At 63.5% G+C, this 15,610-nt stretch carries 20 protein-coding genes and 3 tRNA genes; 16 read left to right on the forward strand and 7 right to left on the reverse strand.

Annotated elements, in window-relative coordinates; translation table 11 throughout:
- On the forward strand, window positions 1-225 hold the full coding sequence (locus LH19_RS14310) for a hypothetical protein (protein ID WP_054729191.1): 225 nt from the start codon (window positions 1-3) through the stop codon (window positions 223-225).
- Here LH19_RS14310 and LH19_RS28720 read toward each other — a convergent pair whose 3' ends face one another.
- Window positions 226-645, reverse strand: coding sequence for a hypothetical protein (locus LH19_RS28720; protein ID WP_145923464.1), 420 nt, complete (start codon window positions 643-645; stop codon window positions 226-228). It lies immediately after the preceding gene.
- Between the two features lie 302 nt (window positions 646-947).
- On the opposite strand from LH19_RS28720, the gene LH19_RS28725 reads away from it, so the two are divergent.
- The 15 genes from LH19_RS28725 (at window position 948) to LH19_RS14385 (ending at window position 12,975) form a co-directional block, all read left to right on the forward strand.
- Window positions 948-1,184 carry a hypothetical protein gene (locus LH19_RS28725; protein ID WP_145923466.1) on the forward strand — a complete coding sequence of 79 codons (237 nt, stop codon included), beginning with the start codon at window positions 948-950 and terminating at the stop codon, window positions 1,182-1,184.
- Window positions 1,185-1,243: 59 nt separating this feature from the next.
- Complete coding sequence (locus tag LH19_RS14320; RefSeq protein ID WP_145923467.1) at window positions 1,244-1,774, forward strand: hypothetical protein; 531 nt, start codon at window positions 1,244-1,246, stop codon at window positions 1,772-1,774.
- Window positions 1,771-2,238 (forward strand): hypothetical protein, encoded by a 468-nt coding sequence (locus tag LH19_RS14325; RefSeq protein WP_145923468.1) that lies wholly within the window; start codon window positions 1,771-1,773, stop codon window positions 2,236-2,238. The genes LH19_RS14320 and LH19_RS14325 overlap by 4 nt, the downstream gene beginning before the upstream one ends.
- A gap of 195 nt (window positions 2,239-2,433) precedes the next feature.
- Window positions 2,434-4,812 (forward strand): phage tail length tape measure family protein, encoded by a 2,379-nt coding sequence (locus LH19_RS14330; RefSeq protein WP_054729204.1) that lies wholly within the window; start codon window positions 2,434-2,436, stop codon window positions 4,810-4,812.
- The gene (locus LH19_RS14335; protein WP_054729207.1) at window positions 4,809-5,402 is read left to right on the forward strand and encodes a hypothetical protein; all 594 of its coding nucleotides are present in this window, start codon (window positions 4,809-4,811) and stop codon (window positions 5,400-5,402) included. Before LH19_RS14330 ends, LH19_RS14335 begins: the two co-directional genes overlap by 4 nt.
- Window positions 5,402-6,004: a hypothetical protein gene (locus LH19_RS14340; RefSeq protein ID WP_054729210.1), complete on the forward strand. Its 603-nt coding sequence runs from the start codon at window positions 5,402-5,404 to the stop codon at window positions 6,002-6,004. The genes LH19_RS14335 and LH19_RS14340 overlap by 1 nt, the downstream gene beginning before the upstream one ends.
- Window positions 6,004-6,417 (forward strand): DUF6950 family protein, encoded by a 414-nt coding sequence (locus tag LH19_RS14345; protein WP_145923469.1) that lies wholly within the window; start codon window positions 6,004-6,006, stop codon window positions 6,415-6,417. Before LH19_RS14340 ends, LH19_RS14345 begins: the two co-directional genes overlap by 1 nt.
- The gene (locus tag LH19_RS14350) at window positions 6,410-8,026 is read left to right on the forward strand and encodes a phage tail protein (protein WP_145923470.1); all 1,617 of its coding nucleotides are present in this window, start codon (window positions 6,410-6,412) and stop codon (window positions 8,024-8,026) included. Before LH19_RS14345 ends, LH19_RS14350 begins: the two co-directional genes overlap by 8 nt.
- Window positions 8,026-8,517, forward strand: coding sequence for a hyaluronate lyase N-terminal domain-containing protein (locus LH19_RS14355; protein ID WP_054729222.1), 492 nt, complete (start codon window positions 8,026-8,028; stop codon window positions 8,515-8,517). Before LH19_RS14350 ends, LH19_RS14355 begins: the two co-directional genes overlap by 1 nt.
- Before the next feature lie 10 nt (window positions 8,518-8,527).
- Window positions 8,528-8,908 carry a hypothetical protein gene (locus LH19_RS14360; RefSeq protein ID WP_054729224.1) on the forward strand — a complete coding sequence of 127 codons (381 nt, stop codon included), beginning with the start codon at window positions 8,528-8,530 and terminating at the stop codon, window positions 8,906-8,908.
- Between the two features lie 2 nt (window positions 8,909-8,910).
- Complete coding sequence (locus tag LH19_RS14365) at window positions 8,911-11,079, forward strand: hypothetical protein (protein ID WP_054729228.1); 2,169 nt, start codon at window positions 8,911-8,913, stop codon at window positions 11,077-11,079.
- A 39-nt stretch (window positions 11,080-11,118) separates the two neighbouring features.
- A complete protein-coding gene (locus tag LH19_RS14370; protein WP_054726344.1) occupies window positions 11,119-11,475 on the forward strand; it encodes a hypothetical protein in 357 nt (118 codons plus the stop codon).
- A complete protein-coding gene (locus tag LH19_RS14375; protein WP_054726352.1) occupies window positions 11,472-12,260 on the forward strand; it encodes a glycoside hydrolase family 19 protein in 789 nt (262 codons plus the stop codon). The genes LH19_RS14370 and LH19_RS14375 overlap by 4 nt, the downstream gene beginning before the upstream one ends.
- Entirely contained in the window at window positions 12,257-12,616 is a 360-nt protein-coding gene (locus LH19_RS14380) for a hypothetical protein (RefSeq protein ID WP_054726353.1), read from the forward strand. The genes LH19_RS14375 and LH19_RS14380 overlap by 4 nt, the downstream gene beginning before the upstream one ends.
- A complete protein-coding gene (locus LH19_RS14385) occupies window positions 12,613-12,975 on the forward strand; it encodes a hypothetical protein (protein ID WP_054729231.1) in 363 nt (120 codons plus the stop codon). The genes LH19_RS14380 and LH19_RS14385 overlap by 4 nt, the downstream gene beginning before the upstream one ends.
- Before the next feature lie 258 nt (window positions 12,976-13,233).
- Here the strand turns inward: LH19_RS14385 and LH19_RS14390 are convergent.
- From LH19_RS14390 to LH19_RS14415, 6 genes are all read right to left on the reverse strand, one after another.
- A tRNA-Gln gene (locus LH19_RS14390) sits at window positions 13,234-13,307 on the reverse strand.
- A gap of 1 nt (window position 13,308) precedes the next feature.
- Window positions 13,309-13,382, reverse strand: a tRNA-Trp gene (locus tag LH19_RS14395).
- Window positions 13,383-13,401: 19 nt separating this feature from the next.
- Window positions 13,402-13,477: transfer RNA gene (locus LH19_RS14400), tRNA-Pro, on the reverse strand.
- Between the two features lie 104 nt (window positions 13,478-13,581).
- Complete coding sequence (locus tag LH19_RS14405; protein WP_054729234.1) at window positions 13,582-13,809, reverse strand: hypothetical protein; 228 nt, start codon at window positions 13,807-13,809, stop codon at window positions 13,582-13,584.
- Window positions 13,799-14,239: an HIRAN domain-containing protein gene (locus LH19_RS14410; protein WP_054729237.1), complete on the reverse strand. Its 441-nt coding sequence runs from the start codon at window positions 14,237-14,239 to the stop codon at window positions 13,799-13,801. Before LH19_RS14410 ends, LH19_RS14405 begins: the two co-directional genes overlap by 11 nt.
- 8 nt (window positions 14,240-14,247) lie before the next feature.
- Window positions 14,248-15,519: a tyrosine-type recombinase/integrase gene (locus LH19_RS14415; protein WP_054729240.1), complete on the reverse strand. Its 1,272-nt coding sequence runs from the start codon at window positions 15,517-15,519 to the stop codon at window positions 14,248-14,250.
- Window positions 15,520-15,610 lie beyond the last annotated feature (91 nt).

A 15,610-nucleotide genomic window follows, 5' to 3' on the forward strand; every position in this document is an offset into this window, starting at 1 on the left:
ATGCGCGGCGCGGTGAAGGGGCGCAAGATCGCGCTTGAGCAGGCGGCGGCGGCGGCATGGTGGGGTAGCTATTTCGACCGCGAAAACCGGCTCGCGCCGTTCGGGAAGTATCTCAAGAAGATGCGTGGCGGCGGGCTGAACCGCGCCGCCGAAATCGCGTCGGCGTTCAAGGCCATGGAGAAGTCCGGCCTCAATGTGAAGGTTCGGAAGATCCCGAAGGGGTGATCACCGAAGCCCGTCGCACTCAGAACTGTCAGCCAATTCCGAAACGCGACCTTTCGTGATCGATACCGCATAGGTCTCCCATCCGGCATATGCGCCGAAGGCATTCTTCCCGTTCGCCTCGAAGCAATAGAGGTCGGGGTGCTTCCATGCCGGCCAGCGATAGCGAGTAGCTGGTTCATCTCGCAGGTACCGATCCATCAGCGCTCGGATTTGTCCCTGCAAAGTTGCAGGCAGGGGGCGGTCTTTGAAGGCAATTCCGCGCTGCTGAAAATTCCGGTTTTCTGCGGCCAGTTTGTCAAGGCGCTCCTTATCATCCCTGCAAATCTCGCCAGCTCGCGTCAGTCGGTCGCGAGCCGCACTACCGGCGGGCGGGCAATCTATTGGCTCAGCAGCCAGCAGGGCAAGAAGTAGAATCGACATTTGAGCCTCCCCGGAAAGGCCGGGAAGTTACTCGGCGTCGAGACCTTTTTCAACAAGGCGGCGGATTGCCTCGGGCCGATTAGTGTCGCCCGGCTGCGTTGACCGCCAGTCATCGATTCGGCGAAGTAACTTGCGTTCGATCCGCACCTTCACCGCCTCACTGTCAACAGGAGGCCTGCCCATCTTTTTAGGTCCATTAAGTGTTGACATGAATAGTTAATAGACCCATAAAGTCCGGGCGGCAAGGGAAATTGAGCCTTCCCAAGCCGCCCTAACCATCACCGATCCTTAGGAGATCAATCATGGCTTCTGTTGCCCCTATCACACCGCAAGTTAATAAAACATCCGCGCTGAGTGTCGCGCGAGACGTCCAATCATTGCTAAGTCAAGCTGAGGCAGTCCTGACGCTGGCGATCAACGACATCGAGGGCACCGGTAACGGCGTCAACGCGCTCGGCGCCGTGCGTGGCCTGATCGAGCTGTCGAACACGCAGACGGAAGATATCGAAATGCTTTTGATGCAGGAGGGCCGCGCATAATGGCCACTGCTGCAACCGCGATCGAGCTTCCGCCGATCCAGATCGAGGCGATCAGCTTTATGCTGATCGGCGACAGTCCACTCATCGTCCATGCGTGGTCTGAAAAGGCCAAGCGCCAGATGCTTGATAAGCAGATGAAAAAGGCGACCAAGGCCAAGGAGGCTAAGGACCCGCAGGCCGATTACGAGGCCTGTTTCTATCGCACGGCATCGGGCGGCTATGGCTTCCCGGCTATCGGCGTGAAGGCCGCGATGATTTCGGCTTGCCGGTTCGCCGATTTGAAGATGACCCTCGCGCGCGGCGCCTTCCATATCGATGCCGAAATGCTCGATGTCATCGGCGAACCCCGGCCCCGCGAAGACATGGTCAGGGTTGGCATGGGCACGGCGGATATTCGGTATCGTCCTGAGTTCGTCGAATGGCGCATACCGGTCACGATCAAGATCAACGCCAGCGTGATCAGCCCCGAGCAGGTCGCAAATCTTCTCAACATCGCTGGCTTCGGCGTTGGAATCGGAGAATGGCGTCCTGAGAAGAACGGGCAATATGGCCGCTTTCATGTCGCGTCGAGCGCGGAGGTCGGCTCGTGACGATGGTCTATCAGTGGAAGTCCGGGGCCTCGATCAAGCTCGACCCTGAGGTGGCCGGCGCCGTCCTCGAACGGCTTCGCACGACGCACAACGGACGGCTCACCGCCGAGGCCGTCGTCACCGAAGCCCAACCCCGCACGTCGCCGCTACACGACGCCTTCGAGTGGGATGATCGCAAGGCCGGACGGAAATGGCGCCTCGAACAGGCCAGTCACATGATCAGGTCGATCGAGGTCATCCGCCTCACGCCGGAGCAGAGCAAGCCAATCCGGGCATTCGTCAGCGTCCTGCGCGACGAGGATCGGTCCTATACGAGTACCGCCCATGCCCTGTCCGACCCGGAGCTTCGCGCTCAGGTCGTCTCGCAGGCGTGGCGCGATCTGGAAGCGTGGCGGCAGCGTCATGCAGAGCTGATCGAATTTGCGGCGGTTTTCACCGCAATGGATCAGGCTCGGGGCGCCTAAGACCCCGAAACACGGCAGGCAAGGCTGGGTGAGGCAAGGCATGGCGCGCCCCGGCGTGGACTGGCGCGGCAGGCGAGGCAGGTCATGGCATGGCGACGCGAGGCGCCGGCAGGGCAGTCAACTACCACAGTGCTGACAATCGGGACGGTCCTTTGGGGCCGTCCCCTTTGCACGTTCAGATAATAGGAGGCGCGGATGGCGGAGCTTTTGGGCAGCCTCCTTGTGCGATTGGGCCTCGAATCGGGCGCATTCAAATCGGGCCTCGACGCCTCGACGAAACAATTCCGACAGGCGCAAAAGCAGTTCGAGAAGATCGGCGCTTCAATGGCCGATGTCGGCCGCAAAATGACCTTGGGCATCACCCTGCCGATGGCGGCGATGGCCGCGCAGGCAGTGAGGGGCGCGCTCGAGCAACGAGCGGCAATGGGTCAGGTCGAATCAGCCCTCGCGTCGATGGGCAATGCGTCTGGTAAAACTGCCGACCAGCTCGCCAAAGCAGCCGATGCGATGGAAATGCACAGCCTCTTCGCGGCTGATGAAATTCTGACGAAAGTTACGGCAAATCTTTTGACATTCGGCAATGTCGCCGGGGAGCAGTTCGACCGGGCGCAACAGGCCGCCATCGATATGGCGACCCGCATGGGCGGTGACCCGCAGTCGGCCGCGATCATGCTCGGAAAAGCATTGAACTCGCCGATACAGGGCATCACTGCCCTGACCCGCGTCGGTGTCCAGTTCACGGCGGCGCAGAAGGCGCAGATCGAAGCGTTCACCAAAACCGGACAGGTCGCGCGCGCGCAAGGCATCATTCTCGGAGAGGTCGAGCGCCAGTTTGCGGGCGCAGCCCAAGCGGCGGCCGATACCCAGCCTTGGCGTCAAGCGCAGGTCGCGATTGATCAGGCCATGGACGCTATCGGCGAAGCGATTCTACCCGTTATTCCGAAAATAGTCGGTGCCGTAAAATCCGTCGCGGAGGCTTTTCTGAGCCTGTCACCGTCGATGCAAAAAGTCGTCTTCGTGACCGCCGGTGTAGCAGCGGCGTTCGGCCCGGTAGTGACCGTAGTCGGCCAGTTGACCATAGCGCTCGCTTCGAAACTCGCCCCGGCACTGTTGGCAATGCAAGCGAGGCTCGCGGCGGTTGCGGCGGCGGAGGTTACAATGGCAGGCGCCTCGGTCGCGTTGGCGACCGCTCTTCGCGGACTGTTGATCGCAACCGGGATTGGGATCGCGATCACCGCTCTAGCGGGCGGGATATACCTTTTCACTAATCGGACCCGCGAAGCCGTTCCCGCTTCGCACGCGTATAGTCGCGCATTGAGCACCGCAGAGCAGACGGCGAGAGATGCCAAGGTGGCATCCGACAACCTGGCAGGAGCGATGGGACGGGAGCGCGAGGCGGCGTTGAAGGCAGCAATGGCGCAGCGCGAACTGGCGGCCCAAAGGCTACGGGCTGCGCAGACGCGACTCCTTCAAGCTGAAACGGACGCTAGGGCGGCCGTCGCCGAGGCAAAGCGCACGGCGGCGCTCGCCAGCGGCGGCGGCCCCGGCGAGGGCATACAGGGCCGTGTTTCTTCCAGCCAGGAGAGGTTCAATAATGCGCGCCGGCAAGCTGGACAGGCGGTGTCTGACGCCAAGGCGGCCGAGGCAGCGGTTATCACCCTGCTCGGTGCCAAAGCGAAACTCGACCGAGACATTGCGGCCGCCACAGCGCCTATCAATTTGCCAACCGTCAATACCGCCAACATTGATGCGGGGACGAAGGCCGTTGAGCGGACCTCAGGTGCGGTCGGTGGGCTAGGAAAAGTAGCAAGCAACCTTCAGGAGATCCTTGACCGGCTTTTTCCTGCCGAAGCGAAGGCGCGAGAAGCGAATGAAACGCTAGGCGCCCTGAAGCAGGCGCTTGATCGCGGCAAGATCAGTGCGGAACGCTATTCGGACGCCATCGCGCAACTCTGGCGCAACTTCCTTGATCAACCCGATGGCTGGCTTGATGTCGACATCGCACCGGTCGACGGCACGAAATCCCTCGAAGAAATCAGCGCCGACATCTCCGACCGCATGGGCGAGGCGTTCGGCAAAGTAGGCCAACAGGCCGCGGTCATGAAGGTACAGGTCATCGAGAGTGTCGCGCAGATGGTCGAGGGCGCTCTGAGCGAGTTGGACCGTTTCGTCCGCGGCATTAAGTCCGGAAACTTCTTCGACATCATTGGCGGCATCTTCGGCGCGCTCGACAAATTTGGAAGCATCTTCACCGGGGGCAAGGGTTTCAGCCTGTTCGGGATGGAGTTTGGGAAAATCTCCGGAGCCCTCGCCGAAGGAGGCCCGGCGATGGCTGGGCGAAGCTATCTCGTCGGCGAAGAAGGGCCGGAGATTTTCACGCCCCACATCAGCGGCTCGGTCATTCCGAATGATGGCATCGGGCGCGGGGGTGGCATCGCGCAAATCGTCCCGTCCCCCTACTTCGACGTGATCGTGAACGGCCACGTCATGCGCGCCGGTCCCGGCATCGCCGAGGCTGGCGCGGCGCGCGCGCACGAACAATCGGCCTTCGCCAGCAACTGGAAGCTCGCATGATCGAGCTACCCGATGGCGTCGTCCCGAACGGCTTTTCGCCCGCGCTGATCGACTATGGCGGCATTCTGCGCCCGCCCACCGGCGGCGCGATCCAGCGCATCAATCGCTTGGGCAATCGCTTCCGCGTGTCGGTGTCGCTGCCGCCGATCCCCAACAAGGAATTGGGCCGTGTCGTCGTCTCCCGGCTGCTGAAGGCGAAGACCGAAGGCATCCGGATCGAACTGCCGTTGGCAGGTGTGGAACAGGGCTCGCCCGGCGCCCCGCTGGTCATGGGCGCTGGACAGGCGGGCGGCAGCATCATCGCGGACGGCTTTCGGCCGGGCTACGGCGTAAGCGAGGGCTTCTGGCTCAACATCGTTACCGGGGGCCAGTACTATCTCTACAACGCTGCCGCCCCGGTTCAGGCCGACAGCGACGGCGAAGCAACGATCCAGTTGACCCCGCTGCTCCGCAAGTCGCCCGCCGACAATGACGTGATCGTCCTGCAAAAGCCGATGATCGAAGGCCTCGTGATCGGTGATGAAATCGGCTGGTCGATCAGCCTCGCGCATCACATCGGTATCAGTTTCGACATCGAGGAAGCGGCCTGATGGATATCCTGACGCTGGCCGGGCTCGTCAAAGTCGAGCTGCCCGATGCGACCCTGCGGCTCTGCGACGGCGCGTTCGTGAAATGGGACGCCGAGACCTTCGAAAGCCAGGACGAAAAGTTCGGCACGATCGGTTCGCTGGAAACCCCCTCGCAGGGAACGGGCGACGACATCCCGGCAATGCGCGCGACATGGCTCCCAACCTCGTCCGCCGCCGCCGCCGACCTGTCGCAGGCGACCTATCAGGGGTGCCGGGTGCGGATGTGGATCGCCGAAGTCGATCCGGACACCGCAGCGGTTACTGGAACGCCGAGCCTTGAGTTTGACGGACAGGTCGATTCGACCGACCTCCTGATTGACCGGGGCCAGCGCGATCTCGAGATGACCATCTCGTCGCGCGCCGCGCGCCTGATGATCATCAACGAGGGCAACAATCTCAGCCCGCGTTGGCATAAGACGCTGTTCCCCGGCGAGACCGGCGAAGACAATGCCATCGGCGTGTCGGTCGGGGTGGCATGGGGCACGGGGCAGCCTGCGCAGACATCCGGAATATCTTCCGGCGGCAGCGGCGGTGGCGGCCGGCAATGGGCGGCGCAATTCTGATGAACCTCGCCGAACGCGCCGCCGCGACCCAGAAAACCTACGACAAGTTCCGGGGCAAATCGTTCGACTGGCACGGCGCGACATGCGGCCATCTGCTGCGCTCGCACCTTCGCAACATGGGGCACAAGCCGCCGCCTATGCCGTCGTACCGCTCTGCCGTCGGCGCGAAGCGGGCGCTCAAGGACATGGGGGCGTGTGACCTCACCGCCCTGCTCGAAGGTCTTGGCCTGATGCCGATCCTCCCCGCTGAGATGATCGTCGGCGATCTCGCGGTACTGCCGGGCGAGGACGGCCCCTTTGACGCTGTGGTGGTCTGCGCCGGGAACAAGATGATGGGCTGGCATGGCGCCGGGGAGGGCTTGCAGATGATCGCCGATGTCCTCCCCCATGTGAAGGCCGCCTTCCGTGTCTAAAGTGCTGCGGACGGTCGGAAAGATTGCCGGCGTCGTGGCGGGTGTCGCGCTGATCGCGTCGGGCGTCGGCTCGGCGCTCGGCGGGACCATGATGTTCTCCGCGCTGGGGGTGACGGCATCGGCGGCATCCATCGCCACCTATGCTGGGCTCGCGTCCGGTCTGGCCGGGATGCTTGCGCAGGCCACCGCAAAGAAGCCGCCAGCGCAGGGCAGCGTGAACCAGATCACCGTCGATCCGAATGCGCCCTCGCCCTACATCATCGGCGAGACCTATTTCGGCGGCATTCTCCGACACGATGTCGGTTATGGCGGCAAAGTCGGCAAGGTCCAGAATCCCTACCGAGGGATGGTGATCGAATATTCGGTGTGCGGGCCGGTCGAAGCCTTGGTCTCGATGCACGCCGATTTCGTAGAAGTGCCCTTCAGCGGCGGCGATGCGACGGGCTATTACGCCGGTTTCATGCACCGGGACTATCAGCTCGGCGCCTGCCCTGAAGCATCGGCGCTGGTCCCGAATTGGACGCCGATGCCGGGGTGGGATGCATCGTCGAAGCTGTCAGGCAAGGCCGCTATTCTCTGGGGCGCGCTGTTCGACAAGGCCGGGAAGAAATACACCAGCGGCGTGCCGCAGTTCGGCGCCGTCTGGCGGGGGGTGAAGGCGTATAATCCCCGGCTCGACGATACCTATCCGGGCGGATCGGGGGCGCAGCGCAGCAATGACCGCACGACGTGGGCCTACAGCGAGTGGCCCGACGATCACGCCCTGACCTATGCTCTGGCGCATTGGTACAGCGGGAAGAAAATGTTCGGCATCGGCCTGCCAGTCGATGCGATCGACGTTGAGGCCTTCGTCGCGTGGGGCAACGTCTGCCGCGCCAATGATTGGAAAGTCGGCGGCGTCATCTTCGAGCCCGGTGACCGGTGGGCGAACCTGAAGCGCATCATGGCGGCTGGATCGGCTGAGCCCATCTTTTCGGGCGGCGTCCTGTCGGTCAAATACGACGCGCCTCGCGTGTCGCTCGTCACCATCACGCCCGATGATTATGCGGATGGCCCGATCCGCACGCGCGGGATGCAGACGTGGGCCGAGCGCAAAAACACATATATCCCGAAATATCGCTCGGGCGATCATAAGTGGGAATATGTCGAGTCCGACGCGATCACCGACGCCGGTTATCTCGCCGAAGACGGCGAGGAAAAGGCGGACACCTATCAGATCGACCTTTGCCAGGACAAAGACCAAGCCGCGCAGCTCACCGCCTACAAGCTCGTCAATGGGCGCGAGATGTTCCCGATAGAGCGCAACCTGAAACCGCAGTTCCGCTTCTACAAGCCGGGGGACATGGTGACGATCGACGATCCGGAAGGCGGGCTGAACGCACAGGATTGCGTGATCGTTCGCCGGTCCATCGATCCGCAGACTCTCGCCGTTCGCTGGACCCTCATGTCAGAGACCGCGGGCAAGCATCCCTTCGCCCTCGGGCAGATCGGCACCGCCCCGCCGACGCCGACGCTGCTCGACCCCGCCGACCGCGACGAAGTGGCCAACGAGAACGGCGAAGACCTTGATTACGACGGCGGGGATTCGACGACGGAGGCCGAGGACTGATGGCTATCGTCAAGTTCCGCATCCGACGCGACACAGCCGCGAACTGGACGACCAACAACCCGACCCTCGCCCTCGGTGAGCCTGGCCTTGAGACCGACACGCGAAAGGTTAAATATGGCGACGGCGCGACGGTATGGACCAGCCTCGACTATTCGGCGGCCGGGGAAGTCGATTGGACGGACATCGCCAGCAAACCTGTTAGCCTGATCGCTATCGCTGCCCTGACTCCGGCGGCCGACCGGTTCCCCTATTACACATCGGGCAGCGTGGCAGCGCTCGGTACGATCACGGCTTTTGCGCGCACCATCCTTGACGACGCCGATGCGGCGACGGCGCGCGGGACGCTGGGGCTGGTGATCGGAACCAACGTCCAAGCCTATAGCTCAAAGCTCGCCGCCATCGCCGCGGCAACCCCGATTGCCGACGGCGCGCATGTCGCTGGGGGCATCACGATCACCACTGTCGGCGGGATCATCACCGCCATAGCCTGAGGAAAATCGCATGACCGTTCCGGCAACGTGGCCGCGAGACATCGCGGCGGCGGGCGGCGCCTATTGGCAGTTGCCGCAATTCAACGATGAACCGCTCAATTGCGTCTTTACCGTGATGGACACCGATTACACGGATGCCGATTTTGAAGGCGGCGTGCGGGCTGCGTTCGAAGAAAGCAGCCCTGTCCTTAAGGCCTTTACCTTCTCCACCGAGCTGGTCGAGGGGCACACGATAGTAACCTTCGGCCTGTCCGAAAGCGACATCCAAGACCTGCGCGAGGGCACTGACCCCGGCGCGAACGAAACCCTGTTCTGGAACCTGAAGGTCACGCCGGACGGCGAGCCCAAACGGACTTGGTTCGCGGGCGAATTTATTCTGATGGGAGCGTAGGAATGGCGACGAGAGCAATTGTCGGACAGCCGCCGGTTGAAGTCTATTTCGGCGAAAACACCGTACTGGCCCGGAAGGCAGCGGACGATGCGGCCGCGGAAGTCGTGCGAGCCCAAGCATGGGCAGAAGGCACCGAACCGGGCGGACCGGGAACCTATAGCGCCAAGGAGGGCGCAGAGCTATCCGAAGCATGGGCAACCGGAACCGAACCCGGTGGCCCCGGCACGAAGAGCGCGCAGCAAATCGTCGACGAGATCGACGCCGGGACCATGCTCCGTCAAGCCGAAAGCCCCGAAGCTGGCTTGCTGATCACCAATGGCGGCGAAGCCTTTGCCGTGGTGTCCGATCCGGAGGCAGGCGGGGCCATCTATCGCAACACGCCAAGCTCGAACCTATATAACACCGCGGCGAAGGTGACCGGCTATTACATCCAGTCGTCGACCGGCGCGCTGTCCCCGAACGTATCCGCAGCGGTCAGCGCCGACATCCCTTGCTCGCCGGGCGATCAGTTCACCATCTCGACCAACGGTAACCGGCAGGCCGAAGTTGCCTTCTACACCGGGCCGAATGCGACCGGGCCCATCTTGCCGGTCAACACCACGCTCGATCCCAAAACGGTGACCGCGCCTGCCACTGCAGCATTTATGAAGCTGACGGTGGCGTTTCCGGGCAAACCCGAGCCGTCGCAGATCATGGTCAACGCCGGGGCCGTCGCGCTGCCCTATGAGCCGTTCGGCAGCACGGCTGAACTGGTTTCGGTCTGGCCGCCCTCGTCTGCGGGTGCGACGCTGCATCTTGCCGGGAGCGGGATCAGCTATGTCGAAAGCGCGCGATCGGGAACGCTGATCCGCAACGGATTTGTCGCATTCCCTGTGCCGAACCTGACTGCCGCGCCGTGCCGCGTGAACCTGCGCGACAACCGGATTGGCGGGGTGCAGCTTCGCGACGGGTCGGACGATTCCGCGCCCGACAAGATCCTTGGTACCGATCTGGGCGGCAACCACGGCTATCGCATCAGCGAATGCACCGCGAACGGGCATGGCAAGGTCACCGCCGACGAAGGATCGGTATGGGCGCAATCGGGCGTTGAGTCTGTGCTGGTCAAGGTGCTGGACGCGAACAAGCTGTTGATGGCGCGCCGGACGACGAACGCTTTCATGACGACCGGGACGTGGACGCATGTTTCGGGTGCGACCAACACCGGCAATATCGTCATCACCGCGCAGCTCGGCAAATCTTGGTTCCCGCCGCACAAGAATTACAGCATCCGCGTCATGGTCGATGGCGTCACCATCGAAGATCAGACGGGGGACTGGCCCTATTCGAGGGACGTCAAAATTGTCGAAAGCTGCGATTTCATCTCGCGCCCCGACTATATCGCGTGGTGGGTCGCGAACGGCGGCGCATCGGGCGCCCCGGTCAACGCTGCGGCGAGCTATACGCAGACGCTGACCCATTATTTCGACCGCGACGGCCAACTGACGATCTATTGCGACTGGCTGGTCCTGAAATCGACGGCGATGGAATATCTGCGCGGCTTTCAGGTCGGGCTCCTCGGCTCGCCGCTCAGCATCGTCGTACCCGGTGCGGTGCCGTTCACCTATCAGGGCAACAGCATCGATTACAGTCGGGGGGCCGCCGCCAACCTGACCGTCGCTGGTAACGAGGCGATCAAGTTCGACGCGGCAAAGCTGCAGGCGACGGGCGAATATGGATCGCGGGCGCTGACGCTGTGGTCCGATGCGATCTTTGCGACCGGCTTCCTGCCAATCGGCGATGTCGCCCCCGGCGTCCGCCGCACGCGGGTGGCCAATCTTGCGCTCGAAATCGAGACGTCGGGCAAAATCTATGGCCGCGTCCTCGACATCGGCGCCCGCACCGCAGCGGCGGGCGAGCGGTACAGCATGGCGGCCTATCGCCATATTATCCCGCGCAGTTCGGCGCGTCTCAGTCTCTACACCGTCCGCACCCCGGATGGTGGAGCTTATGTCTATGCCGACTGGATCGACAAGCCTGGCCTCGATCGGCTGCCGCTGCCCGATGACCTGATCGGCCGCAACTTCACGGTCGTGGAGGCGCGCGGCGTAACCCTCTCGGCGGGCATTGTCGCCGGGTCGCTGCCTGTCGTCGTTGCCAACGGTGTCGCGGCGCTTATCCTGCGGGTGGACTGAGATGACCGACGGCACCGGCAACACCGAAATGGTCCGGTCATGACCCAGAGCCTCGGAGACGCCGCAACGACCCGCGCCATCGCCGAACAAGTCGGCAAGGCTTCGGCCGAAATAGCGATCAGGGAATTTGTGCAGACCCATCCCCATTTCGCGCCCGCTGCGCCGAAGCCTGACACGCCCACCTATGTGAAGTGGGGCGCCGGTATCGGGGCCACCCTCGTTGCTGCCGCGATACTCTGGATGGCCAATACGCTGAACCAGCTTCAGATCACCGTCGCGCGCATCGACGAGCGGCAAATCACCGACACGACGAAGGCCGACATCATCGAACTGCGGAAGCGGGTGACAGACCTCGAATCCTACCACCGGACACAGCCGACGGAGCGCAAGCAATGACCCCGATCCAGATGCTCGACATGGCCCGTCTCGCGGCGGCGAAGGTGCTGGTCCCAACCCCGAAGCCCGTCGTTATCCAGCCCCGCCCGGAACCGCGGATCGCGCAAGACCTGTCGTTTGCGCAGCGCCAGATCGATATCGACTTCCTCTGCCTCGCTTTCCCGCAGAACAAGCGAGCGAACCTCCTCCAGTGGGTGAAGCCGACGCAGGACGCCTGCTATCGCTGGGGAATCGACACCTTCCGCGAGGTCGCGAGCTTCCTTGCAAATATCAGCGTCGAGAGCATGGGCCTGACCCGCCTAGAAGAGAACCTGAACTATTCAGCGCGCCGCATGGCCGAAGTCTGGCCGGGGCGCTATGCGATCGGCGGCAAGGCGGCGAACGGGCCGAACGCGCTCGCGCACAGCCTCGCGCACAACCCTGAAAAACTGGCGAACAATGTCTATGCGAACCGCATGGGCAACGGGCCGCCGGCGTCTGGCGATGGATGGCGTCATCGCGGCTTCGGGCCAAAGCAGACGACGGGGAAGAAAAACCAGCAGGCGTTCGCCGACGCGGCGGGCATTCCGCTCGCCGACGTGCCTGCCTACATTCGCACGCCCGAGGGCGGGATGATGTCGGCAGGCTATTACTGGAAGGCCAACAATCTGGACGCCAAGGCGGCGACGCCCGGGTGGAAGGATGATCGGATCGCCGTCAACGGTGGCACCATCGGCCTCGCCGCTGTGGAAGCGATCGCAGACGACCTGATCGAAGAGTTGCTGCGGCGGGAGGCTATGGCATGACCAACCGCACCCCCGTCGAGCAGATCGAGCGCACCCGCAACATCCTCGCCTTCCTTCTGGTCGGCGCTTTCGTGGCGGTGATCCCCTTCCTGCTGTTCAAGGTGATCCCCGAGAAGAACGAGCAGATCATCACCTACATGGTGGGCCAGCTCAGCGGCATGGCCGTCATGGCTCTCGGCTTCTACTTCGTGAACAAGGTCGGGCAGGACGCGATCGATGCGACCAAGGCTGAGAACAGCCGGAAGTTCGCTGATGCCGTGGTTGCCGTCGCGCAGGCGACTGGATCCTCGACCCCCGAGCCCGATGTCATCCTGAGGCCGGGAGAGACGGCGCAGGCGGAGGAGCCGAAGTCATGATCAGCCTCATTGCCTATGCGCTCGCGCCCCGTCTCGGCGCTCGCATGGCGACTGTCACCGCATGGGCGCTCACCATCGGACTCGCCTTCCTCGCGCTGTACCTGGCCTATTGCTGGGCATGGGATCAGGGGCGGGACCACGAACGGGCAAAGTGGGAAGCCGCCGCCGAACTGCTCGAAGACGCCGACGCCGCGGCCGATGCCGAAGCGCTGGACGTCGCCCACGATATGAAAGGACAGGTCGATGCGACCAATCAACGCGCGCGCGATGCTGCTGCCGCTTCTGATGACCCTCTCGCTGCCGGGATTGGCGAGCTGCGGCGACAGGGTGGCGGTCAAGGCGACCAAGCCGCCAAGTGAATTGCTCACGTGCTCGGGCGAGCCTGTCGCGCCGCTCCTAGAGCCATCGGACGGGAGCGCAGAGATTCAGCGTCGCCGGGATTTGGCTACGCTGGCATACATCCTCAGCCTGCGATCCGCGTGGGGAGATTGTTGGTCAAAACTATCGGGCGTTAGGGCATGGGCTGATCGGCTGCCGGATTAAAAGGTAACCGACGCTTACATTTTTGCGCTGGGGCGAAGGGGCGGGGTGGACTTCGGTCTGTCCCGCCTTTTCTCTGGATCTCGCTGGTGGGCTCGAACCACCGTTTCCGCAGCCAAAATGCGGCGTCCTACCGCTAGACGAAGCGAGAATGGCATCGGTGGTAGGAATCGAACCCACGTCTTCGGGATTGGAAGCCGCTGCTCTACCATTGAGCTACACCGACACAGGGTGCGCTGATTAGCTGGTCAGGGGAACAGGATTTGAACCTGCGGCCTCTCGGATCCAAACCGAGCGCTCTACCAACTGAGCTACCCCCTGAAAGGCGGAGGTAGCGGACGCGCTTACCCTCGCCAGCTTTCGCTGACGGGTCGCGGTCGTTGTTGGAGGCGAGCATTCATTGCCATAGCCCGCATATGGCAGAATCAGCGTTGCTGCGCAACCCGCTGCGCCACCGCCATCCCTTTCCCGGTCAGGTCCGCGAATGCGCCGCCGAACGGCTCGGTATAGCGGACGATCAGGAACATAGCGGCAATCTCGTCGTCGCCCGCGGCCCATGCCAGCGCCTTGCCCGCCCGGGCGAGCGCGAGGAGGCGGCGCTGCTGGGGCCCTGATAGCTGGTCGGCGATATAGGCGAAGTCCTCACGCGCCAAACTCAGGCCCTTCCTCGTCTGGCCACCACTCGTCGCCAGCGCCGCGCTTCCCCGGCTCTGGCGCCGCGCGCGCGCCGCGCTGGCCCGGCTCATCGCGTTCGCCAGCGGCGGGCTCGGGCAGCACCGGCGCCTCGTCGAAGCCGATCCGAATGAAGGCGCCGAAGTCGTCGGCCCCCTGAAAGATCGCCGTCACTTCGCCGCGCGTCATCATCATGCCAATGAACGGCGCGCGCTCGGCCGGGACATAGCCCATCTGCACGCCCTCGGCCGTGTGGACCGCGATAGCGTTCGGGTCGGCCGGGTTCTTCGGCTCGCGGCGCAGTTCGACCGGATCGCCCGGCCGCTGCAGGTCGACGGCGAAGCGGCGGCTCACGCCGCGCGCGTTCGGGAATTGGACGCCGACGATCGGTAGGGTGATTTGCGACGGCATCCGCGTTCCTAGTTGCGCAGCCCTTCGAGCACATCGCCGGCCGGTTGAATATCCTCAAGCAGCATGTCCGCCCATATTTGCGCCAGCTCGCGGCGCCGTTCCATATGCGCGGCACGATTATAGGCGCCCTCGACCTTGTCTTCTGAGACGTGCGCCAGCATGAGGTTGATGACCTCGCGATCGTCGGGGGTCTTATTCTTGCGGCGCCATTCGTTCATGATCGTCGAGAAGGCCGAGCGCCAGCCGTGCGGACAATGCCGATGATTGTACTTGCCCTCCTGCACGCGGATCATCATCCCCCGCACCGTGTTATCCGACATCGGCCGGTGCCCATGCCGCTCGTTCGGGAAGACGAAGGGCAGATGCCCCGTCAGCGTCCGCATCGCCTCGATGACCTCGACCGCCTGTCGCGACAGCGGGACGATATGCTCATAGGTGACATCGTCTTTCAGCTTGAGCGCGAGCTTCATCGTCGCAGGCGGGATGCGCCAGATCGGCTCGTCGCCGTCCAGCCCCTCAAACTCCGTCCAGCGCGCGTGTCGCTGGACGGCCGAGCGCACCGCCGTTAGCGCGATCATGCGGTTGGCCAGCTTCGTGATAGGGCTCCCCCGCTCCCACTCCATGTCATAGATGAGCTGCTTGCATTCAGCCAGGTCGGTAAGGGCCGGTTGCTTTCCCGCCTTCGGCTTGGGCTTGAGGAGCGATTTCACGACCTCGGCCGGATCGCCGGTGCGGAGGCCGCCGGCCGCCGCGAAGGCGAAGACGCCGCTCGCGCGCTGGCGCAGGCGGTGCGCCGTCTCGATCGCGCCGCGGTTCTCCACCTTGCGGAGCGCATCGAGCAGGACCGCTTCGTTGACATCCTTGATCGGAAGCGAGCCGATGACCGGGAACAGGTCGGCCTCCAAACTGGTGATGACGTTTTTCGCGTGCCAGTCGCCCCAGCGAGGCTTGTTGAGCGCGTACCATTCCCGAGCGCACGCCTCGAAGGTATTGGACGACGCTAGCGTTCGCGCGGCGGCGGCCTGCTTCTTCTCAACGCCGGGGTCGCGGCCCTCGCGCAGCGTCGCCTTCGCTGCCTCGCGCAGCTCGCGCGCGCGGACGAGCGACACCTCGGGATAGGCGCCGAAGGTCAGCAGCTTCTCCTTGCCGCCGAAACGATATTTCAGACGCCACGACCGGTTGCCCGTCGTCGACACCAGCAGGAACAGCCCGCCTGAGTCGGACAGCTTATAGGGCTTGTCGGCGCCCTTGGCCTTCTTCGCCTGAACATCGGTGAGCACGCCGTTTCCTCCATCCTCTGGGGGTATCGGCGCTGGGGGTACGAGACAGTACCCCCGAGGCTACCCCCAATTTCGTTCGCAGAGGTCGGAA

This window comes from Sphingopyxis macrogoltabida, from assembly GCF_001314325.1.
Classification (GTDB): Bacteria; Pseudomonadota; Alphaproteobacteria; order Sphingomonadales; family Sphingomonadaceae; genus Sphingopyxis; species Sphingopyxis macrogoltabida.